Source organism: Membranihabitans maritimus, from assembly GCF_021729145.1.
Lineage (GTDB): Bacteria > Bacteroidota > Bacteroidia > Chitinophagales > Saprospiraceae > Membranihabitans > Membranihabitans maritimus.
This window is the reverse complement of sequence record NZ_JAJSLW010000002.1, coordinates 34,879-58,054: the sequence shown is the minus strand read 5'-3', so window position 1 is coordinate 58,054 and position 23,176 is coordinate 34,879. Positions and strand designations below refer to the sequence as shown.

Annotated in this window: 19 protein-coding genes; 16 read left to right on the top strand and 3 right to left on the bottom strand. The window is 34.6% G+C overall.

All coding sequences use genetic code 11. The features are described from left to right. The first annotated feature begins 18 nt into the window (after nucleotides 1–18). From thrA to thrC, 3 genes are read left to right on the top strand one after another with little or no spacing between them, the layout of a single operon-like run. A complete protein-coding gene (gene thrA, locus LVD47_RS02180) occupies nucleotides 19–2,481 on the top strand; it encodes a bifunctional aspartate kinase/homoserine dehydrogenase I (RefSeq protein ID WP_236973884.1) in 2,463 nt (820 codons plus the stop codon). Further along, nucleotides 2,481–3,416, top strand: coding sequence for a homoserine kinase (locus LVD47_RS02175; protein ID WP_236973883.1), 936 nt, complete (start codon nucleotides 2,481–2,483; stop codon nucleotides 3,414–3,416). The genes thrA and LVD47_RS02175 overlap by 1 nt, the downstream gene beginning before the upstream one ends. An 11-nt stretch (nucleotides 3,417–3,427) precedes the next feature. Further along, nucleotides 3,428–4,726, top strand: a complete 1,299-nt coding sequence (gene thrC / locus LVD47_RS02170) for a threonine synthase (RefSeq protein WP_236973882.1) — start codon at nucleotides 3,428–3,430, stop codon at nucleotides 4,724–4,726. Nucleotides 4,727–5,271: 545 nt separating this feature from the next. Here thrC and LVD47_RS02165 read toward each other — a convergent pair. Both LVD47_RS02165 and LVD47_RS02160 read right to left on the bottom strand, forming a co-directional pair. Continuing rightward, the gene (locus LVD47_RS02165) at nucleotides 5,272–6,057 is read right to left on the bottom strand and encodes an alpha/beta fold hydrolase (RefSeq protein ID WP_236973881.1); all 786 of its coding nucleotides are present in this window, start codon (nucleotides 6,055–6,057) and stop codon (nucleotides 5,272–5,274) included. An 11-nt stretch (nucleotides 6,058–6,068) separates the two neighbouring features. Beyond that, nucleotides 6,069–7,115, bottom strand: a complete 1,047-nt coding sequence (locus tag LVD47_RS02160) for a COX15/CtaA family protein (RefSeq protein ID WP_236973880.1) — start codon at nucleotides 7,113–7,115, stop codon at nucleotides 6,069–6,071. Nucleotides 7,116–7,608: 493 nt separating this feature from the next. Here LVD47_RS02160 and LVD47_RS02155 point away from each other — a divergent pair, with 493 nt between their 5' ends. The 9 genes from LVD47_RS02155 to LVD47_RS02115 all read left to right on the top strand — a co-directional run bounded on the left by LVD47_RS02155 (nucleotide 7,609) and on the right by LVD47_RS02115 (nucleotide 15,528). Continuing rightward, nucleotides 7,609–8,223 carry an SOS response-associated peptidase family protein gene (locus LVD47_RS02155; RefSeq protein ID WP_236973879.1) on the top strand — a complete coding sequence of 205 codons (615 nt, stop codon included), beginning with the start codon at nucleotides 7,609–7,611 and terminating at the stop codon, nucleotides 8,221–8,223. A 5-nt stretch (nucleotides 8,224–8,228) separates the two neighbouring features. Next, complete coding sequence (dtd, locus tag LVD47_RS02150; protein ID WP_236973878.1) at nucleotides 8,229–8,681, top strand: D-aminoacyl-tRNA deacylase; 453 nt, start codon at nucleotides 8,229–8,231, stop codon at nucleotides 8,679–8,681. A gap of 180 nt (nucleotides 8,682–8,861) precedes the next feature. Next, nucleotides 8,862–9,200, top strand: coding sequence for a nucleotide pyrophosphohydrolase (locus LVD47_RS02145; RefSeq protein WP_236973877.1), 339 nt, complete (start codon nucleotides 8,862–8,864; stop codon nucleotides 9,198–9,200). Nucleotides 9,201–9,222: 22 nt separating this feature from the next. Next, complete coding sequence (locus tag LVD47_RS02140; RefSeq protein ID WP_236973876.1) at nucleotides 9,223–10,440, top strand: PP2C family protein-serine/threonine phosphatase; 1,218 nt, start codon at nucleotides 9,223–9,225, stop codon at nucleotides 10,438–10,440. Further along, nucleotides 10,437–11,399, top strand: coding sequence for an NINE protein (locus LVD47_RS02135; RefSeq protein WP_236973875.1), 963 nt, complete (start codon nucleotides 10,437–10,439; stop codon nucleotides 11,397–11,399). The genes LVD47_RS02140 and LVD47_RS02135 overlap by 4 nt, the downstream gene beginning before the upstream one ends. A 37-nt stretch (nucleotides 11,400–11,436) precedes the next feature. After that, on the top strand, nucleotides 11,437–12,093 hold the full coding sequence (locus tag LVD47_RS02130; protein WP_236973874.1) for a CBS domain-containing protein: 657 nt from the start codon (nucleotides 11,437–11,439) through the stop codon (nucleotides 12,091–12,093). A 235-nt stretch (nucleotides 12,094–12,328) separates the two neighbouring features. Then, nucleotides 12,329–13,693: a BamA/TamA family outer membrane protein gene (locus LVD47_RS02125; protein WP_236973873.1), complete on the top strand. Its 1,365-nt coding sequence runs from the start codon at nucleotides 12,329–12,331 to the stop codon at nucleotides 13,691–13,693. A gap of 2 nt (nucleotides 13,694–13,695) precedes the next feature. After that, nucleotides 13,696–14,589 carry an NAD kinase gene (locus LVD47_RS02120; protein WP_236973872.1) on the top strand — a complete coding sequence of 298 codons (894 nt, stop codon included), beginning with the start codon at nucleotides 13,696–13,698 and terminating at the stop codon, nucleotides 14,587–14,589. A gap of 264 nt (nucleotides 14,590–14,853) precedes the next feature. Further along, nucleotides 14,854–15,528, top strand: a complete 675-nt coding sequence (locus LVD47_RS02115; protein WP_236973871.1) for a hypothetical protein — start codon at nucleotides 14,854–14,856, stop codon at nucleotides 15,526–15,528. On the opposite strand, the gene LVD47_RS02110 is transcribed toward LVD47_RS02115, so the two are convergent. Further along, a complete protein-coding gene (locus tag LVD47_RS02110; RefSeq protein ID WP_236973870.1) occupies nucleotides 15,517–17,253 on the bottom strand; it encodes a T9SS type B sorting domain-containing protein in 1,737 nt (578 codons plus the stop codon). The genes LVD47_RS02115 and LVD47_RS02110 overlap by 12 nt on opposite strands. A gap of 130 nt (nucleotides 17,254–17,383) precedes the next feature. Between LVD47_RS02110 and secA the strand changes: the two genes are divergently transcribed. The 4 genes from secA to rodA are packed head-to-tail and all read left to right on the top strand — an operon-like array spanning nucleotide 17,384 to nucleotide 23,174. Then, a complete protein-coding gene (gene secA / locus LVD47_RS02105) occupies nucleotides 17,384–20,692 on the top strand; it encodes a preprotein translocase subunit SecA (RefSeq protein ID WP_236973869.1) in 3,309 nt (1,102 codons plus the stop codon). 28 nt (nucleotides 20,693–20,720) lie between these two features. After that, a complete protein-coding gene (gene deoC, locus LVD47_RS02100; protein WP_236973868.1) occupies nucleotides 20,721–21,350 on the top strand; it encodes a deoxyribose-phosphate aldolase in 630 nt (209 codons plus the stop codon). Between the two features lie 7 nt (nucleotides 21,351–21,357). Then, nucleotides 21,358–21,777, top strand: a complete 420-nt coding sequence (locus LVD47_RS02095) for a hypothetical protein (RefSeq protein WP_236973867.1) — start codon at nucleotides 21,358–21,360, stop codon at nucleotides 21,775–21,777. A gap of 2 nt (nucleotides 21,778–21,779) precedes the next feature. Further along, on the top strand, nucleotides 21,780–23,174 hold the full coding sequence (rodA, locus tag LVD47_RS02090) for a rod shape-determining protein RodA (RefSeq protein WP_236973866.1): 1,395 nt from the start codon (nucleotides 21,780–21,782) through the stop codon (nucleotides 23,172–23,174). Nucleotides 23,175–23,176 lie beyond the last annotated feature (2 nt).

Here is a 23,176-nt window from a genome sequence, read left to right as displayed (position 1 = left end):
CATCGATAAAATTCATTTATGAGAGTTTTAAAATTTGGAGGTTCTTCCGTAGGTAGTGCTGAAAGAATTAGAAATGTAGGTAGTATATTAAAGTCTTACGCAGACAAGGGAATAGAATTTACTGTTGTTTTTTCTGCCATTGGCGGAATTACAGATTTGCTTATTTCCATGGCTGATAAAGCCAGTAAAGGAAATGCAGATTATAAAAGTGAATTAGATCTGTTTTTGAAAAAACACAATGAAGTTGTTGATTCACTTTTTGATGGTAAGAGTAAAGAAAATGTTTCTGCTGTTATTAATAAAAACAATGAAACCCTTGAAAATCTTTTATACGGGATCTATTTGGTGTGGGAGGCATCACCCAGGACAATGGATTACGTGTTGAGTTTTGGCGAAAGAAATTCTGCTTTTATTATTTCGAAATACCTGGAAAATCTGGATATTGATTCAGAGTTTTTAGATGCTCGAAAAATAATTAAGACAAATAAAAATTTTGGCTCAGCACAGGTTAACCTAAAACTAACCTACAAAAACATAAAAGAATATTATACCAAACACAAGAAAACACAAATTGTTACAGGATTCATTGCATCTGCCAAGGGTGGTTTAAGCACTACATTGGGAAGAGGGGGTTCTGATTACACAGCTGCGCTATTAGGAGCGGGATTACAATCAGATATTATTGAAATTTGGACAGATGTAGATGGAGTTCTAACCAGTGATCCGCGCAGGGTAAACCAGGCTTTTACTATTCCCAAAATGTCATTTATGGAGGCAGTAGAAATGTCACATTTTGGAGCTAAGGTTATTTATGCCCCTACCATGCAACCTGCAATGGATAAAAATATTCCACTGGTTATTAAAAACACTTTCAATCCAGATCACGAGGGCACATTTATTTCTTCAGAAACCAATTATACGGACTATCCCGTCAAAGGTATATCATCTATTAATAATGTTGCTTTACTTACCCTCCAGGGTAATGGCATGGTAGGAGTTCCCGGTACTGCAGCCAGATTATTTAGGTGTTTGGCTGATTCCAGTATCAATATTATTATGATCACCCAGGGATCTTCTGAATACAGTATAAGTTTTGCAATATTGCCTTTCCAGATAAAAAAGGCTATAAAGGCTATTAAGAAAGAGTTCAAAAGTGAATTTGATCGTAAAGATTTGGATCATTTGCATATTGAAGAAGACTTATCAATCCTGGCCATTATAGGTGACAATATGAGATTTACACCCGGTGTTGCTGCAAAGATGATGAGGTCCTTGGGGAATAATGGGATCAACATTGTTGCCATCGCACAAGGAAGTTCTGAAAGAAATATTTCTGTTGTTGTAAGCAGAGGAGATGAAAATAAAGCTCTAAATGCCCTACATGAAGGATTTTTCCTGTCAAATCTCAAGGTCATTAACTTATTTGTTGTAGGAAGTGGCCTTATTGGGAGTACGTTACTAAAACAAATTAGTGATCAAAACATATTGTTGAGAAAAGAGCGGGGATTGGAAATTAGGGTAGTAGGTCTGGCCAACAGCAAAAAAATGATATTTGACGAGCAAGGAATTGATATCGGTAAATGGAAAGATTTGTTAAGCGAATCTAACCTGAAAATGGATATGCATGCCTTCTCAGATAAAATGAACGAAATGAATCTTATTAATTCTGTTTTTGTAGATAATACCGCGACCAAAGAGATCTCAATTCATTATGACAAAATTCTAAAAAATAGTATTCACATTGTAACTCCAAACAAAATCGCCACTTCTTCTTCTTACGATGAATACTCCGATCTAAAAACAATTGCCAGAAAAAATAATGTAACATTTGGATTTGAAACGAATGTAGGTGCTGGTCTACCTGTTATTTCCACGCTTCAAAACTTAATCCATTCCGGAGATAAAATAACTAAAATCGAAGGCGTTCTTTCCGGCTCCTTATCTTATATTTTCAATGAGTTTGTGGGTGATAAAAAGTTTAGTGATGTTGTAAAAGAGGCACAAAAACTCGGCTTTACAGAACCTGATCCCAGGGTTGATTTAAGTGGAACTGATGTGAAACGAAAGATTCTTATTCTTAGCAGAGAAGCTGGCATGCGAATCGAACCTGAGTCGGTAAGGGTTGAAGACATTGTACCCCAAGAGTGTATGGAAGCAGAGAATATAGATTCCTTTTTCAGAATTCTCTCTGAGAAAGATGATTATTTTGAAAAGTTGAAAGAAAAGAATATATCCAATAATAAAAGATTACGGGTAATTGCAACCATGGAAAATCAAAATGTATATATATCTTTAAAAGAAGTATCGGAATCATCTCCTTTCTTTAATCTGGAAGGTAGTGACAACATGATTGTATTTACAACTAATCGTTATGATAAAAGACCATTGGTTGTAAGAGGACCTGGTGCAGGAGCTGAAGTTACTGCAGCTGGAGTTTTCGCTGAAATAATAAATATTGAAAGTCAAATAAGTCCTTCGTAATGAATGCAGGTATAAAAGTTTTTGCCCCGGCTACTATAGCCAACATAGCAGTAGGTTATGACATTTTGGGTTTGGCATTAAATTCTCCTGGTGATGAAATTATTGCACGGGAAACGAATAAATCTAAAGGAGTTTCTATCTATAAAATTCACAACGACAATGGCAAACTCCCAACAGATCCTTTCAAAAACACAGCTTCTGTAGCTGGTCAGGCTGTATTGAACCATCTTGGTCTGACTGACATTGGTATTGAATTAGAAATAATCAAGAAAATGCCTATAGGAAGTGGGCTTGGAAGCAGTGCTGCATCTGCAGTTGGAGGTGCATTCGCAGTCAACGAATTACTTAAACAACCACTAACCAAAAGCGAATTACTACCATTCGCTGTTCGAGGAGAACAAATAGCTGATGGTTCATTCCATGCAGACAATGTAGCTCCTTCCCTATTGGGTGGAATAATTCTAGTAAAGAATAATGAGCAATTACTCCATCAAAGGTTACCCTCTCCTAGTGGTTTGTTTATAACTTTAATTCATCCCGACATAGAAATACTTACAAAAAATGCCAGGGAAATAATTAAGAAAACAATTACCCTGAAAGACCATATAGATCAGTCATTTAATTTAGCTGGATTCATTTCTAGTCTGTATCAATCCGATTTCAGCCTCATGCGATCCTGCCTTGAAGATTTAATTATTGAACCTCAAAGAGCATATTTAATTCCCAAATTCAAAGAGGTTAAAATTGCAGCCCTCAATAATAATGCTATTGGATGTAGTATTTCTGGTGCAGGGCCTTCTATCTTTGCATTATCCGAGAATTCAAATGATGCTGAAAACATAGCTTTTGCAATGAAAGAAGTTTTTTCAAACGCGAAAATCGATTCTACAGTAATTATATCTAAAGTAAATCCTGAAGGTTCTTACAAATTTTAAAATTGTTCCACGTGAAACTTTACAGTACAAATAATAAATCCAAAACAGTCAATCTTTCTTCCGCAGTCTTACAAAGTTTACCTGAAGATAATGGATTATACATGCCATTGGAAATATCACCATTACCTTCATCATTTTTTCAAAAACTACCAAGTTTATCCTTTCAGGAAATATCTTACCTGGTCGCTAAGCAATTAATGGGAGATAGCATTCCAAACCATACGTTAAAATCAATTATTGATGATGCTATAAATTTCAAAGCTCCTCTAATTACCGTCGACGAAAACATTCATATTTTAGAATTATTTCATGGACCTACTTTAGCTTTCAAAGATTTCGGAGCAAGATTTATGAGTAGGTTAATGAATTTTTTCCTGGAAAAATCAGGAAAAAAAGTTACTGTATTGGTAGCGACTTCAGGAGACACAGGAGGGGCAGTAGCATCTGGTTTCTTCAATCAAGATAATATAGACGTGGTAATATTATATCCAAAAGGAAAAGTATCCACTCTCCAGGAGAAGCAACTTACCACTTGGGGACACAATATTAAAGCGTTGGAAATTGATGGAAATTTTGATGATTGTCAACAAATAGTAAAATCTGCTTTTTTAGATCCTGAATTAAATAATTCCATAAATCTAAGTTCAGCCAATTCAATTAATATAGCAAGATTAATACCGCAAAGTTTTTATTACTTCGAGGGTTACAAACAATTGAGTCACTCTCAAAAAAATATAAATTTTTGCATCCCTTCTGGAAATTTTGGTAATCTCACTGCAGGACTATTAGCTAAAAATTTAGGTCTTCCCATAAATCAATTAATCGCTGCTACTAATATTAATGATGTAGTGCCAAAGTATTTAAAAACAGGAGAATTCAATCCAATTGAAGCTCATCACACTCTATCCAATGCAATGGATATTGGTCGTCCTTCCAATTTCAATAGAATTATGGATTTCTATGGTTCCACGTGGAACAAAGTAAAAAAAGATATAAAAGGATATTCATATAATGACCAGGTAACAATAAATACTATAGTAGAGGGAAATTCTAAACTAGGCTATGTATTCGATCCACATACAGCCATAGGATATACAGCAGCAAAAGAATACAATACACAATTCAAAGAAGAAAATACCATAGTATTATCAACGGCACATCCTATAAAATTTAAAAATGAAATTCAAAAATATATAGATTTTTCCATCCCCTACCCAACAACCATTCAATACACTTTAGACAAACAATCAGATAAAAAACAATTATCCAATAATTATAACGATTTCAAAAATTATCTACTATCAAAATAAGTTAAATCCCTAATTATAAAACTATTACAAAATTATAAAATCATAATTTAAACCTATATAAATAAATTATTAAACTATAGGTTGAAATTATAATATGATTATTTTAGTCAAATAAATATATTCAATAAAAAAATTTGATATTACTACACTAGATACTCATAAAAATACAAACAATCCCACCGAGATTCATTCTCCATTATTCAATCAGAAATTTGTAAACTAACAGGAATAAGAAAAAAATTCTATAAAATCCACCTTTCATTCGCTTCCTGAAATCGCGAAATACTAAAGATATACATACCATAATTATTACGTCTAAATCCCCATACACGTTATAATCAATAAAACATCTATGCGAAATACCTATCTTGATAGTTACTCCCTTCAGTCAAAAGATAAAATACAAACATTCTAAATGAAAGAATAATATATAATATTCACATTATCTTTTGTTTACTGGTACATACCAGTAATACAGTCTAAAAATAATACTATTTGTAATAAGAAAATTTGACCAGGCTCAGGGATAAATATTAAGCTATAGCTTACAATTCTAATAAAAATTCCTTTAACGCCAAATTAAATTCAGCTGGGGTTTCCAACATTGGAGCGTGACCACATTTATCAATTAACACCAATTTCGAATTAGATAGTTTCTCATGGAACTCTTCCGCTACCATAGGTGGTGTAATGGTATCTTGTTTACCCCAAACTAATAAACTCGGAATTTTTATATCTCCTAATTGGCCACCCACATTATGTCGAATCGCACTTTTAGCTGTCTTTACCATTTTCAGACACTTAATTCTATCGGAAGTAATACCATATACTTCTTCTACCATCTCCTCAGTAACAGTATCTTTATCGTAAAAGGTTAAATTGATTTTATTACGTATAAAATCCCTATCCCCCCTTCTCGGGAAAGAATTACCAAATGCACTTTCATAGAGTCCGGAACTACCTGTTAGAGTCATTGATCTAACGGAATCACCAAAATTCAAAACATATAATAAAGCCAGATGGCCCCCTAATGAATTACCCACCAGGTGAATATTCTCCAACTCAAAATAATCTGTAAATTCTTTAACAAATTCCGCTAAAGCATATACCGACAATTTTCGCACACTCATATCAAAAATAGGAAGAATCGGTAGGTATACCCGGTAACCATCCTTAAACGCTCTTATAGTCTCATCAAAATTACTAGCCGTTCCAAACAAACCATGCAATAAAACTATTACGTCACCATCTACTGGTCCTTCTTCTATATATGTAAATTTCCCTTTTGATTTAATTTCAAAATCCACCATAACTTCCAAATTAGAACTCAAATATATTGAAATTATCCTTTTCTAAAACCAAAACTAAAAATCAAGCTGGTAACAAAAAATAAAATACCACAAATTTGATGCATAACACCTAACCCTACAGGTACTGTACCCTGACTGTTAATAACTGTTAGTATACCCAAAATTATCTGAATAATTAGAACTATTATCAACATTATCTGTGAATAACTCAAATATCGGGGCAATTGAACATTTCTTAACCTATAAATAAAAGAACTACTTAAAATCACTAATACATAGGCCCATATTCTATGTAGAAAATGAACTAGTGACGGAAAAAAAGGTGATTTTTCATAATGAATTAGGTTATCAACACTCCAATAAGAAGAATGATATAAAACATCGGGAACAAAATTCCCTTTCATATCTGGAAACGTAGGGTATAACAGCGCAGCCTTCATACCACTTACCATACCCCCTAAAAAAATCTGTAGAAAAATACCAATAGAAAGTAAAACACTAAAACGAAACAATCTAGAATTTTTTACAGTATTAATTTTATAGGAATTCAAAATAGTAATGAAAAGATAAGCTAACAACACCACCGCCAGAGTAAGATGAAAACTCAATTTATATGCACTAACCCATGGTCTTTCCACTAATCCACTGGCTACCATGATCCAACCAAAAGAAGCAACTAAACCAGCAAGTAGAAAAACAATTAATAGTCGAGTTTTTAACCATCCAGGAATCATCTTCCTGATAAGAAAATAAATCAGGGGTAGAATGAACACAAAACCCATTAAACGCGCCCACAAACGATGAAAATACTCCCAGAAGTAAATAAACTTAAATTCATAAAGAGACATTCCTTCATTAATTTTTTGATATTGTGGTGTAGCCTTATAGGCATCAAAAGCCTCTATCCATTCAGATACTCCCAAGGGAGGAATAGTACCGGTAATAATATCCCATTTTGTAATAGATAATCCACTTCCCGTTAAACGAGTCACGCCGCCAATAAGTACTTGCACTAGAATCATTATAAAACCAGTCCATAGCCAAATTTTTACTGATGAATCAATTTTTTCTTTTATCATCTTCTCTTATTATTAATGATATAAAAATTTAAAAAAATAAAGGATCATCATCATTATACATGTTAATATGTTAGTATAAATATCACTTTATGTTTGCAACACAAGATTTCAACAATTTTTTCGACATTATAAACACAAATATACTTCTCTATGTGCCTTTGGCTAAATGAAGTTACCTTTTTACACATCTAAATGTTAGTTGTTAGTTTGAAAAATAATTGATCTCATAATATTGGTACGGGGAAAATTGATGTGCATAATTAAGGCATAAAATTCGATCCATGAACAATTTTTATCAATTCAATTCTGCTACTATAAGAAATGTGAATAACTGGTAAAGTTATTCACGCAGTATTCAACAATAGATGAGGAAAAATAAATTTATATAAAACTGAAATATAGTTATTTATAGATAATTATAAATAATTATGTTTATAAGTTGTAATTCATATTATAAAAATATTTAATTTGTCTCAAAATAACATATTTAGCCATGGGAGACTTATTAAATTACACCTCAGACAATGATACCATTGTAGAATTACTGGAAAATGGAATCCACTTTTCTCCACTATTATTAAGAAATTTCAATATAAAAAAAGGAAATCAATTTCCTGTAATTGTTGAATCTCAACAACCTAAGGTTTTTATGCTTTCGTGGGGAATAAATCCTGCAGTAAAAAATATTTCCCTCAATGGCGACAAACCAGTAAAACTTACTCATATCTATATACCTTCCATAAATAAGCAAGAAAGCTTGCGGAAACTATTAGTAAAAAATAGATTAGTAATACCGGTCAATCGTTTTGTCCACCAAAACGTTAATGGGCCACAAATAAAAATAAAGCACAGGGATAATAAGGTTCTCTTTATGGCAGGATTATGGCAGGAAATTGGAAATGGAGAATCTGCTTTCGCTCTACTTACAAGAGAAGTAACCAGTAAAGGAAAATATCCATTTAGAAGAATTCCTCTTTTTTTGGAACCAGGGAAAACTGTTAATCAATGGCTAAATCCAGAAACAAAAATATTTGATTTTATCAACTCTTCTGATCATTATAATGTACCATTCGATTTCGAAATGCATGAAGATATGGTAAACCAATAGTTAATATGAGAGTGGTAATACAAAGGGTAGTAGAAGCAAATGTGACAATAAAAAACAAAATACACAGTAGAATTGGACAAGGACTATTAGTTCTATTCGCAGTGGAAAAAAATAACAATCCTCAGGATTTGGATTGGTTGGTGAAAAAAATAATTAATATGAGAATTTTTGCCGATCAAGATAATAAAATGAACCTTTCGGTAAAGGATATTAATGGAGAGATTCTAGCTATAAGTCAGTTCACATTGTATGCCTCAACAAAAAAAGGGAACAGACCTTCTTTTTTAGAATCCGAAACTCCAGGGGAAGCAAAAGAGATCTATCATACCTTTCTAAATAAATTAGATTTAAATTATCCTCAAAAAATCAAATCAGGAATTTTTGGTGCGGACATGAAAGTTTCTTTGATAAATGACGGCCCTGTAACGATAAGTATTGATTCACAACGAAGAGAATAAATGGCACAGGTTACCCTTTTCTAAATAAGTTATAATACTTATTCCGGTCTGAAACAAGAATTATTGTCAAAATCAGTTTAATTCAAAGAATCCAATTTATCTATTTGCTTGTAGTAGTAAAATATTAGAATGCAAACCAGTACATTGACATATTAAGCAATCTATCATAAATATATACACATGGAATTAACCTGTAATGACTATCAGTCAAAAGTAGATGATTGGATCCAATCATTTGGTGTTCGTTATTTTGAGGAAAAAACCAACATGTTGATATTAATGGAGGAGGTTGGGGAATTGTCAAGATTAATGTCCAGGGTATACGGAGAGCAAAGTTTTAAAGAAGACCCTGGTAACCACAAAAAACTTATTGAAGATGAGCTGGCAGATGTATTTTTCGTTTTGACATGTCTTTGTAATCAAATGGATATTAATATCCAGGAGGTGTTAATTAAAAATTTGAATAAAAAATCAACGCGGGATAGTAAAAGACATCATAAAAATCCTAAATTAAGATAGATTTTATGTGAAAGGATATTTTATGGGTTTAGAACTTAAAAATACTGATTACCATCACGAGGTAAACAGGCGTGATGAGCAGCTTAATTGCCTAATGTCAATTACAGAAGCAATAAATAATAATGCTTCAATTAAAACATTATTTAAGAAATATTGCGAAGCATTGGAGTTACAGTTTTCTTCTTCTGATGTTACGTTATGCGTCAATGCCGTAAAGGGATGGGAAGTGTTTTCTACGGATAAATCCAGAAAGTTAAAGGATTATCAACAGTATTTCAAACAATTTACTAGTGGTAACCGAGAAACGTATTACTCCTTAGAAAAAGATATTATAATTCCTGTCTTTCATAAAGAGCAATTGATAGCTCTATCACATTGTGAGAACGTAAGTATAGGTAATGAGGATTTATTGAAATTCTTAAAAACCCTTACCAATTTCATAGCTATTGCTATTGAAAATAAAAGGTTGTTCAAGGAAAAAATAGAACGGGAGAATTATAAAACTCAATTATCATTGGCCCGACAAATTCAGTTGTCTCTCATGCCACAGAAGCTACCGGATACCCGGGAATTGGAGTTTGAAACCATCTATATTCCTCATAATGAGATAAGTGGTGACTATTTCGACTTCTTTCATATTCAGGAGAGTAAGATGAGTATTTTTTGTATCGCTGATGTTGCTGGAAAAGGGATACCGGCAGCCATTTTGATGGCAAACCTACAAGCAAGTTTAAGAAGGCTGAGTATAAATTTCACTGATATAGAATCATTGGTAAGAGGATTAAATGAAGCAGTATTCCAAACTACGCAAGGTGAAAGATTAGTTACTGTATTTTTGGGAGTTTATGACGTAATAGCCAACGAGCTTAAGTATATAAATGCCGGACATAATTACCCTATTATGCAAACGGCCCGACAGGGAATACGATTTTTGAAGGAAGGAACTATCCCATTGGGGGTTATGGAAGAACTACCAAAAGTATCAATAGGGAGAGAAATTATAGATTCGGAAACGGTGATTCTTAGTTATACAGACGGACTTGAGGAATTGAGAAATGCCGATGGCCAGATGATGGGTTACAATACAATAATGACCAATCTGGAGAAACTTCCATTCGGAAATATTGATATGATAAGGGATAAAATCAAGCAGTTCATCGAAAAATTTAAAGAAAATGAACCTATCCTGGATGATATTACTGTTTTATTGTGTAAAATAAAGCCAGACGGAATTACATGAAACGGGCAAAGGACAAAACATTGACAGCAGTATTATCCTTTTTTGGTGGAATGATAGGACTACATAGATTCTATCTCGGCCAAAGGGGATTGGGAATTTTTATGATTATACTCACTTTCTTTACGATGGGTTTATTAACTGCGTTAATTAGCTTGATTGATACTATTACTTTCTTTACGATGGATCAAGAAGTATTTGATCTGAAATATAATAATGATAGGGGCAATAATGAAACTCGTAAACATAGAAGAAAAAAGAATTTTAATTCGAATAATGAAACTCCTGATTATGAAAGAAGGGAGAATAGAAGGTTTGGCCAGCGAGAGCGAAGGAGCCAGGAATCAAGGTATAAACGAAAATCAAAAACGAATTACCGGCCAACAAGGAGAGTGAGTAAAAGAGATAAAAAAGAAAAGTATAAAGAACTTTTAACCCAACTAAAGAAACACAAAGAAAGAGGGATAGACTTGTTTAAAGATTACGATTTTGAGGGAGCTATTTCAAATTTTAAAAGAGTATTGGACATTGATAGTAGTAATGTAGCTGCTCACTTCAATATTGCATGTGCATATTCCCAGATTGAAAAGCCTGATAAAGCAATGTTTCATATTAGTGAAGCTGTTAAAAATGGATTTGATGATTTTGAGAGGATTAAAAAACATGAAAAACTGGCTTATGCCAGAATACAACCAGAGTGGGAGGAATTTGCCAGGAATAAATTCATATTAAAAAGCACCGTCACTGAAGAACCTAAACCCACAGAGAGTGTTGATATTAGTGAGGATGAAATAAAAGAATCTCAACCCCAGGAAGTTGATATACTCAATCAGCAAGAAAATAAAAAACCCTTAGAGGGGGAAGAATTATTTAGTAATTTGAAAAGATTAAAGGAGCAAAGAGAAAGAGGACTGATTACGGATTCAGAATTTGAGATAGAAAGAAGGAAGCTAATGTCCTAGTTAAACGTTATATATAATAAGTAAAACCAGTGATCAAATGTTATCGGTAGATGCTTTATCAAAAAATTTTATTAATGTCTCCATCACAAATACCGTCGATGAAGCACTAGATATTTTAAATCAATTTAAAATAAAGCACCTACCAATTGTCAAAAGCAAAGCTTTTTTAACTATTATCAGTGAAGAAACACTTAAAGCGGCCCATCCAGGCACAATAATGAAGGATTTTGTCAACAAGGGAGTAAAAAAATTTGTCAGGCAAGATGATCATTTACTGGATGCAGCCAAAGCTATGGTTGATGAAGAATTGACAATTATTCCTGTTTTAGAAGACGATGAATCTTTTATGGGGATAATTACCATGGAGGACCTATTTACCAAAATTATATCGAGATTTGGGTTGAATTCAGATGGTAGTCTTTTAGTGATTGAAGTACCCCAACAAGATTTTCAATTATCTGAACTTATCCGTATTCTGGAAATGGAAAATGTCCATTTATTTTCTGTTTTAGTATCCATGGAAAACTTTCCCAATATAGAAATAACACTAAAAACGGATATTAAAGATATCAATAGCGTCTTACAAACGCTAGAGAGATATTCTTATACGGTAAAAGCGTATTTTGAGAATGATCAATATATCCATCAATTAAAGGATCGATACGAATCTCTTATATCCTATCTTAATGTTTAGTTTGCCCTTTACTACCGTTATTCGTGTAAGTAGATCTAATTAACTGATCTACAATAGATATTTCTAATTATCTTCATTAATTTTTAATTAGTAGTTTATTAATCTACAATGAAATTGTCCTATTTTGAGTTTATATCATTCAAACAGGTTGTTATAATTTGAAAACCAAAAGAATATACACATAAGCACTAATTTTACATATCAGGTAATTATCCTAATCTCTTTCTTTTATGGATTGACACTCAATGGTCAAAATGCAGAAGAATCCAGGAAGATTTTGGTCCGGCAAATAGTGTTCGAAGGAAATAAAAAAACAACCGACCTTAGAATGCTACGTGAAATGGAACTTCACGTTGGTGATTCTTTGAAAATGAACCAAATAAATAATAAGTTGCAGATAAGCAAAGAGAGATTGATTAATACAGGTTTATTTACTGATGTAGAAGCAAATATCTTTTTTGATGAAGAGAACTACAATAATATTAAAGTAGTAATTCATGTGGAGGAGGGGCTTTATGTCATTCCTATACCTATTATAGAATTGGCTGCTCGGAATCTAAATGTTTGGTGGAATGAACACGATAGAGATATAAAGTTCCTAAATCTGGGGCTAAATTTAAAACTAAAGAATCTCTCTGGAAACGGGGATGAATTAGATTTGTTGGGACAATGGGGATTTGACAGGAAATTTATTATTAATTACACAAGTCCCTTTTTTGATAAAGAAAAAAACTGGAATTTTGAATTCAAATCGTATTTAGCTTCAAATAAAGAAGTAAGTTTCTTTACGGAAGATGGGATTCCTTCCTTTGTTAGAAATGACAACAAGTATTTGCGACACAGATTTGAATCGACGTTTTCGACGATATTTAGACCTCATTACAATAGCTATTATAAATTAATAATGGGATTTTACTATCACGGTATTGATGATGAATTATTTGATTCCAACCCTGAATATTTATCCGGTAACACAATCCAAAGATATAGCAGACTGGCAATCGATTATGCGATTGAAAGAAGAAATAATAAATACCTGGCAACAAAAGGATATTATGCACATCTGTTATTAGCTAGAAACGGAATAGTGGAATCGGACAACTTTAGGTCCTGGGAAATCCAGGCAGATGCTTATTACCACAAACAGATCAATGATAATTGGTCCTGGAACAATGGACTGGTATTCAGAACATTTTTGCCTACCACCAGAAAATATCCCTATTATAATCTATTTCGTATGGGAGGTGAACCTGAATATGTAAGGGGGTATGAATATTACCAGGTGGAAGGTACAGCTTTGGCTGTTTACAAAACAAGTGTTATGCGAAAAATAATAGACGCAGATATTGACTTTGGTAAGCTAATGCCCTTTTTAAATTACAAAAAAATGGATACTAAGATTTATCTTTCGCTTAATCTTGATTATGGGTATGTCTGGGATCAATATTACAAAACCAGTGAATTTATCAATCGGGAGATGATAGGTGGCGGATTAGGTCTCAATATTTTATTGTATAATCAATTGGCATTGATTATTGAAGCCAGCATGAATCAAAAAAATGAATTTGGTGTATTCTTTCACCTCAATCGAACTATATAAAAATGAAGGTACTCGTTTATGCTAATGTCTTGAAAGAGGAAAATGAAAAATATTTTTTCCAATTGATCGACAAGTTGAATAAATCAAATATCAAAATAGGGTTTTACAAAGACATTAGGAATCACTTTATCAAAACAGCCGGGAATCTGGATGGAGAAGTAGAAATTATACATGATTATTATCAACTGCGGAAAGAGAATTATGACTATTTACTTTCACTGGGAGGGGATGGTACCATACTCAATGCTACGATTTTAGTAAGAGATCTCGACATTCCTATATTGGGAATAAATTTAGGCAGGTTAGGGTATTTATCAAGTGTGGAGAAGGGGAAAATTGATGAAGCTATTGATGGCCTGGTTGAAGGGTCTTTTTTATTAGATGACAGGACTATTCTCCAATTGGATTCTACTCCGGTACTTTTCCCGGATGAAAATTTTGCCTTAAACGACTTTACCATACACAAACGAGACAATTCCTCGATGATTATTGTCCATACCTATGTAAATGATGAATTTCTCAATACCTATTGGGCCGATGGTTTGATTGTAAGTACTCAAACAGGATCCACGGGTTATTCTTTAAGTTGCGGAGGGCCAATTATGGCTCCCGGAAGTAATAATTTCATAATTACACCAGTTGCACCGCATAATTTAAATGTAAGACCGGTAGTACTTCCGGAGGATGTATGCCTGAGATTTGAAGTGGAGGGAAGAGCTGATAATTTTTTGTGTACTTTGGATTCGAGGTATGAATTAATGACTTCATCGCATAAACTGGAGGTGAGAAAAGCAGATTTTCGTATTAATTTAATCCAATTGGAAAATTTATCTTATTTCAAGACACTTCGAAATAAATTAATGTGGGGAAAAGATTTGAGGAACAGAGCAACCTGATATTATCACATTTTTTCTTCTTCTTCTTACAACATTTACGCATCAATAATGATTTAATAAATAGGAAAATATAATAGAGAAGTGATATGAAATACAGGATAAGTAGGGATTTTTCTATATTCCGGTCACCGGAATGAATATATTTATTGATTTTATCAAATTATATCGCCTAAAAACCAAAAATCTTTGTAATTTTTCACTCCTATAATTATAGTTAAATTACAAAGGAGATATGAAGATTAGTGGATAGATTATATTGAACTAATGAAGTTTCTTACGAATGTAGACATATCAAATTTTTACTCGAGTTTTGTCAATCTTGACAAACAGGATTACGATATTATTATTCAGGAATTTCAGGACAACAGGGAGTTGGTAGAATTACTTCAAATAAGGCGTAAAATTGAATTACAAAACATCTATCTACAAGCGCTGTTTCATCTGGGAAAATACGGTACTTTCCTTCGGGAAGTTGATCAGACAATCGAGGAAGTAATTAGGTATAATTTAAAGAACATTCAAGGGGATAATATATTTGAATCCCTCCTTTTTAAGAAAGCATCTGCTTTATTTCATTCGGGATTTGTGGATGATGCAAAGTATGTCGCCACAGAATTAGTAAAGATAAATCCTTTTGATACTCTCCATCAGGCGCTCCTCACAAAAATTACCTATAAAAAAAACGAAGGAATTTTTCAACATATTAAGTTACTATGTATAGCATTAGTCATTGTATCGGCAGGAATTTACGGGGCTAATTTATTAGTCGTTGAGCCCTTAAAAGGGACGTACAATCAATCCCTTTTTGATATCGCCTTTATTACATTAAACATAGGGGTTCTTGTTTATGTAATTGGTGAATTATCTTTTTATGCGCTGGCAGTAGTTTCAACCCGGCGGAAGATATTTAAATACAAAAAGAAAAAATTATCTCAATAGCACTACTGACTGCGTTTCAGAGAAAACTTCTCCGTTTTGATTTGTTACTTTTACCACAGCAGCATAAATGTCTATAGTATTATTTGCGCCATTAGTAGATCCGTTCCATCCCACATTGGGGTTATTTGATTGAAAAATAATGTTCCCGTACCGATCGTAAATGGTCATCTCAAACTCCACGATCCCTTCCCTTGGACTAATTATAGGCAAATAGTCATTTCCCGAGCCTGGAGCCAGGGCATTTGGTAGAATTATTTTAGTTTCTCCGTATACACATACAGTATTGGATCTGTACTCAACTTCATTGGATTCATCCCATTCAGAATGCTCGAGGGTACCCTTAGCTATTACATACACACAAGCAGAGTCCTTAGGGTTATTTTCACTAAAATTATGAATAAATTGACCGGAAAAATTTCTTACCGATGATAGCAGGGATGATGAACCATTTTCTACCAAATATACATCATACTGATCAATTGTTAATTCTTCATCACCCAGAACATTCCATTCCATAGCAAGGTCGTATCCACCCAGAAGCTGTGCTGATACCCAGAGGGCCTCTTTTGATAAAGAAGTTACTATATTTTCGCAGCTATCTTCTATGGAAAGTGAGTAATGATTGTTATCAGGATCAAATTGATCCAGTTCATAGGAATATTGATTTGTTCCGAATTCATTGACCATTAGTGGATTTGTCATACTTTCAGAAGCTCCCTGGATTAAGGTATATTCCGGTGGCTCATCCGTCGGATCGGTTTGCCATTCAATTGATAAATTATTGTTTGGATCAAATGAAATTTCCCGGATAGCAATCCATTGAACAGCATCGAAAAAATCGGCATTAATAATTACAGTGTTTGACCGGGCCAATTGCCTGGTATTTTCGCTACTCTTTTCTTCAACATAAAACCGGTAAACATTTCCCGGGGAAATATTGGTGTACTCTATGGAATCGGTATCCAAACCAAGAGAGATGGAGTCAAATAAATTTCCGTTTTCGGATATAAACAAAGTCCGGGAATCCATATCATCAAACCAATAATTCGAAGGTTCAAAATCCAGGGAAACTCTTCCTTCGCATTCGATTAATTTCCCGGATAAAAAAGGAGTATAAGAATATCCTTCGTCAGGCTCGGGAAAGGTGTATTTACAGTCGTCATCCTTGAAAGCAGTTATAGAATAAAAAATGGATTCGGTATTTGCCAAATTTCTCGTATCCGTAAATTCATTTTCAGTGAGATCGGTTGCAATTACTTCTGAATTACCATTGACAATAGAGTTTACATTGTATTGTACACCATCTATGGGTTTTCTTTCCCATTTTAGATAAACACTTCCATCTTCCTGAACTTCAATATTTTCAAAACGTACGGATGTTCGTAAACTTTCAAGGGACAATGTGTCTGATGTTACCGACATTTCGGCAGGACAATTCATGTTGTAGGTAATAAACAAAGCGTCATGTGACTTCAATATATCACTTTTCCATGCGGTTGAAGTTTGTCCTGGTCCTGCAAACGCTACGGAAAAGTTCTCTGAGCTCGTTTCCCGGGTATATATTTCATAATTCTCTATGTCATTTGTAGCACAGTTATTGATATTAAATTCCCATGAAATCGAATCAACGGTAAAGCACACAAAGTTGATTTCGCTTTGTGCCACAAGTTGATTTCCACTTGAAATGAATAAAATGGATAAAAAAGAAATAAAAAATCTATTCATATTCGTTACTACTAATAAAACTACGGATTTGTGTCCCACTATTATATTAGAACTGTTTATTCGTTTGAAGCGTATATCTTCCTTAACTTTGTCGTTTGTTCAACTATAGAATTATTTTAAAAATCATATAATGTTAAAATTTCTAAAAAATATTTTTGGCACCAAGCAGGATCGGGATGTTGAATCGTACATGCCAAAGGTCGACTTAATAAATGAGCATTTTGAGGCCTATCAGTCATTATCTGATGACGAACTTAGGAATAAAACTATAGAATTTAAGAAAAAAATATCGGAATACCTAAGCGATATCGACACTGAGATAGTTAATTTGAAAAAAAGTGCGATAGAGGAAAAAGACTTTGGTGAAAAGGAAATACTTTTCAATCAGCTCGATGAATTGGAAGAGGACCGGAATAATTATTTGGAAGAAATTCTACTGGAAATATTACCGGAAGCTTTTGCAGTTGTAAAAGAGACTGCCAGGAGATTTGCACAAAAAGAAACACTCGAGGTAACTGCCACGGAGCTGGATAAGAATATTGCTGCGAGGAACAAAGTAGTTCAGATAAAGGGGGATAAAGCCATTTGGAATAGAAGATGGATAGCTGGAGGTTCTGAAGTAGAATGGAATATGATCCACTACGATGTTCAATTGATAGGAGGAATGGTTCTTCACGATGGTAAAATTGCAGAAATGGCTACGGGAGAAGGTAAGACTCTTGTCGCTACCTTACCAGCCTATCTCAATGCTTTGTCAGAAAGAGGGGTGCATGTGGTTACGGTAAATAATTATTTGGCAAAAAGGGATGCAGAATGGGTCGGACCAATCTATCAATTCCTTCATATGACGGTAGATTGTATCGACAAATATAAACCGCATTCCAAGGAGAGAGTAGCTGCATATCAATGCGATATAACATTTGGGACCAACAATGAATTTGGATTTGATTATCTGAGAGATAATATGGTCCGTTCCAAAGAGGAACAAGTTCAGAGAAAGCATCATTTTACGATTGTGGATGAGGTAGATTCCGTATTGATTGATGACGCACGGACTCCATTGATTATTTCCGGACCAATTCCCAAGGATGCAGACCAACAAGAATATGTTGATCTCAAACCCAAAGTAGAAAAACTGGTAAACGAGCAAAAAAAGCTTGCCACGACATACCTTACGAAAGCAAAGAAACTAATAGAATCCGGATCACTAGGATACGGTGAAGAAGAAGGGGGTATGGCATTACTGAGGTCTTACAGGGCTTTACCCAAAAATCGACCATTAATAAAGTATCTCAGTGAGGATGGTATTAAAGCTATTTTACAAAAAGCAGAGAATCACTATATGCAAGAGCAATCCAAACACATGCATATAGTAGATGAGCCATTATTCTTTACTATAGACGAAAAAAATAGAAACGTAGAAATTACAGAGAAAGGAGTAGAGTTTTTGTCCGGCTATGAATCCGATGAAAACTTCTTTGTTATGCCTGATCTAGCCACGGAACTTAACAAAATAGAGCAGGTCTATCAGGATGAAAAGGAAGTTAAGGACAAAAAGCAGGAGCTTATCCAGGATTATTCAGAAAAATCCAAACGTTTGCACTCTGTCTCCCAATTATTAAAGGCCTATGCCTTGTTTGAAAAAGATGAAGAATATGTGGTAATGGATGACCAGGTAAAAATCGTCGATGAGCAAACAGGTCGTATGATGGAAGGAAGAAGGTACTCTGATGGGCTGCACCAGGCATTGGAAGCCAAGGAAAATGTAAAGGTGGGTGATCTTACTCAAACCTATGCCACGGTTACATTACAGAACTATTTCAGGATGTATCACAAGCTCTCGGGTATGACCGGTACTGCAGAAACTGAAGCCAATGAATTTTGGGAAATATATGAGTTGGATGTGGTAGTAGTACCTACTAACAAACCAATTATTCGGGAGGACAGAGATGACTTCCTGTTTAAAACGGAACGAGAAAAATATCGAGCCGTAATTGAGGAGATTGCCAAACTTACTGAGATTGGGCGCCCCGTACTTGTAGGTACGACCTCAGTAGAAACATCAGAAAAACTGAGCAGGATGCTCAACAGGGCAAATATTCCTCATAATGTATTAAATGCCAAACATCACCAGCGTGAAGCGGAAATTGTAGCAGAAGCGGGAAAACCAGGGAAAGTAACCATTGCTACGAATATGGCGGGTCGTGGTACAGATATTAAAATATCGGATCAGGTTAAAGAAGCCGGTGGACTGGGCATCATAGGTACAGAGCGTCATGATTCAAGACGGGTAGATCGCCAGCTGCGGGGCCGGTCAGGTCGACAGGGAGATCCTGGTAGTTCACAGTTCTTTGTTTCTCTGGAGGATAATTTGATGCGTTTGTTTATGAATGAACGAGCGATCAAGATAATGGATCGGATGGGTCTTAAGGAAGGAGAGGTTATTCAGAATAAAATGATGACCCGTTCGATTGAAGGAGCCCAAAAGAAAGTAGAAGAAAACAACTTCGGAATACGTAAGAGACTCCTCGAGTATGATGATGTAATGAATATCCAGCGGGAAGCTATCTACAAAAAGAGGGAAAATGCCCTGGTAGGGGACCGGCTTGTGGTTGACCTCAAGAATATGGTGGATGGATTCGTCGATAGCCTTGTTTACGAACATAAATCTGCAGGAGATTTTGAATCCTTTAGGGAAGCTTCACTGCGTGAAATTGGTTATGACCCGGTATTTGATGAAGAATATTTTTCGGGTAACAGTGTTGATAAGGTTGCAGGCCAATTCAGGGAGGATGTATGGAAATTCTATGAAGAGAAAGAAGAATATGTAAAACGTATTTTACTCCCTACTATTAAACGTATATATGAGAACGAAGGAAATAAATACAAGAGAATTGCCTTACCTTATTCTGACGGGTCCAGCAAAGTATTGAATTTAACTGCTGACCTTGAAAAAGCAGTTAATACGGAGGGTGAAAGTATAATGAGAGATCTTGAAAAAACAGTAACACTTGCTCTTATAGACGAAAATTGGAAGGAACATCTTCGTTATATGGATGAACTCAAGGAATCTGTTCAGGCTGCTGCATTTGAGCAAAAAGATCCGTTGGTCATATATAAAATGGAAGCATACAATCTTTTTGAAGAATTAATTTATAAAATCAATCGAGAGGTTTCAGGATGGATACTGGGAGGAAAGATTATGATTGAAGCTCCTCAGGATGTAAAAGAAGCTAGATCTGAAAAGACGGACTTGTCAAAGACCAGTACCAACAGATCCCCTGAAGAAGAAGCAGCCAGAAGGGCTGCTGAAAATGCGGGAGGTGGTCAACGGCAAAAAGTAGAGACATTTGTAAGGACTGAAAAGAAAGTTGGAAGAAATGATCCCTGTCCTTGTGGAAGTGGAAAAAAATATAAACATTGCCACGGTAAAGCATAAAAACCTTATTTTGTATTAAAATTGCTTGATGAATATAAAATCCCTTATCGATTATACCCTTTTAAGGCCGGCTCTCAACTTTCATAATATTGATACTTTTGTGCAAGAGGCTATTAATCAGGGATACTATTCTGTCTGTATTCCCCCCTATTTTCTCGATCACATCAACCGAGCAATAGAAGAGGACAGTATAAAGCTTTGTTCCGTAATCGGATTCCCCAATGGGTTTGAATCTTACAAAAGTAAAGTGGAAGAAATAAAAGAAGCTATTAGTGATGGGGCTGATGAATTGGATGCCGTATTGAATTTGGCTGCGGTAAAGAACGAGAAATGGAACTATGTGGATAGTGAAATAGATAGTTTGGTAAGTATTTGCAGACTAAAAAATGCTAAATTAAAATTGATTGTGGAGAATGAACTGGTGAGCGAGGACGAATTAAAGAGAATTGTAGAAATAGCTATAAAGCACAGTGTAGAATATATAAAAACAGCTACGGGTGTTAATGGGAAGACTACTCCTGAGTTTGTTTCCAGGTTAAGAGAAATTGTGGGGGATGATATGAAAATAAAAGCCTCCGGAGGGATAAACACATTAGAGGAAGCGGAAGTTATGATTACCAGCGGAGCAGATAGAATAGGCACAAGTAGTTTAATTTAAAAATTTTATGAGAAGATACTATATTTTGATTTTAGGGTTATTATTTACTGTAGCAGGGACCGGAAAGCTGAGTGCACAAAATGTTACTTTTGAAGAATCATCAACCGTGCAAACTGCCATTAGTAATTTTGCCAATAAAATGAAGATGTCATCCAGACTTCCGGGGTACCGTGTTTTATATTTTTTTACGACAGACCGGCGTGAAATGGAAACAATAGAAGCTGAATTCATAAAAGAATATGATCATATTCCTCATGAATGGAAACACGATCAACCTTACTACAAGTTGTATGCTGGAAATTTTGTATCAAAGGCGAAAGCAATGCAACTACTGTCTACTTTGAGGGAGGATTTTCCAAGTTCAGTAGTAGAAAATACTACTGTTACAGTAAAGGACGTTTATGAGTGCAGGCATAAATTGAAGTAATTGTGAGCAAGCTGCGGGAACAATCTTTTGATTGGATATTATGCGGTATTTTTTTTAGCGTACTAATAGTCGGGTGGTTTATTAAAGTAGCAGCTACCCCTGCTAATTCATTTGGAGAAGTTGATTGGTTCGATATTAATTCTCCGGTCGGTATGCAAACGTACTGGACCATAGCATGTATTCTGGTCTTTATGTCGGTTATGCTGATAGAAAAGAAATTTTGGAATATATTCTCATTGCCTATTTATTTGGGTAGTTTAGCCTTACTTCTGGCGGTAGTATTGTTTGGTACTGAAATAAACGGATCAAAATCATGGTTGAGCCTGGGAGGGTTTTCGCTACAACCTTCGGAAATCGCAAAATTTGCGACGTGTCTTTCAATAAGTAATTTTTTGGCCAACCCCTCTGTAAAGCTTGATAACTTCAGGTCTATTGTTATTTCGATCACTGTTATCCTGGCCCCGGTGATCCTAATCCTATTGCAACCCGATATGGGTTCCGCCCTTGTTTTTTTTGCATTCTTTATAATTTTATTCCGGAATGGTGTGTCAATATGGCCCTTTGTCACTGTGATTTTATTGGGTGCGGTATTTATATTGACCTTGTCTTTTAGCGTATACAGTACACTGGCTTTCCTTCTTTTGACTTTAATGGTGGTTTTTGCTTCACAATTTAAATTTACCAGGTATTGGTTGTTGAGCATATTTCTTTTGAGTATTGCTAATGTAGTATGTTTTTACAATGACCTGCATTTATTGATACTGGTATTTGATATATGTATAGCTCTGGTATTTGCTTTTTTATCTGTAAAAGAAGGCCAGTTGAAACTTGTTTCTATAGTATCAGCCGTATTTATTGGGTTGGCTTCTTTATCATACACGACATCATTTGCATTTAATAATATTCTCAAACCACACCAGCAAGACCGACTTAATGTTTGGTTACATCCTGAAAAGTGTGATCCTCGTGGCAGCCTTTATAATGTTATTTTATCGAAAATGGCTATTAGTTCTGGCGGGGTTACCGGTAAGGGATATATGGAAGGTACACTGACTAAATTAAACTATGTTCCGGAACACACTACTGATTTTATTTTTTGTATCGTAGGTGAGGAACAGGGTTTTATAGGTTCACTTGTTATTTTAAGTATATTTCTTATTATGATAATGCGTATCTTTTACGTTGCGGAAAAATCCAATATTCGTTTTGTAACTAATTTCGGTTTTGGGCTGGCCAGTATTTTATTTTTTCATGTATTTATTAATATTGGTATGACTATTGGTTTAGTTCCTGTTATAGGAATTCCTTTGCCGTTTATTTCATACGGAGGGTCTTCCTTGTTGGGTTTTTCCCTTATGTTTGCTGTATTTTTAAATATTTCCGGAAAAGGTTATTAATT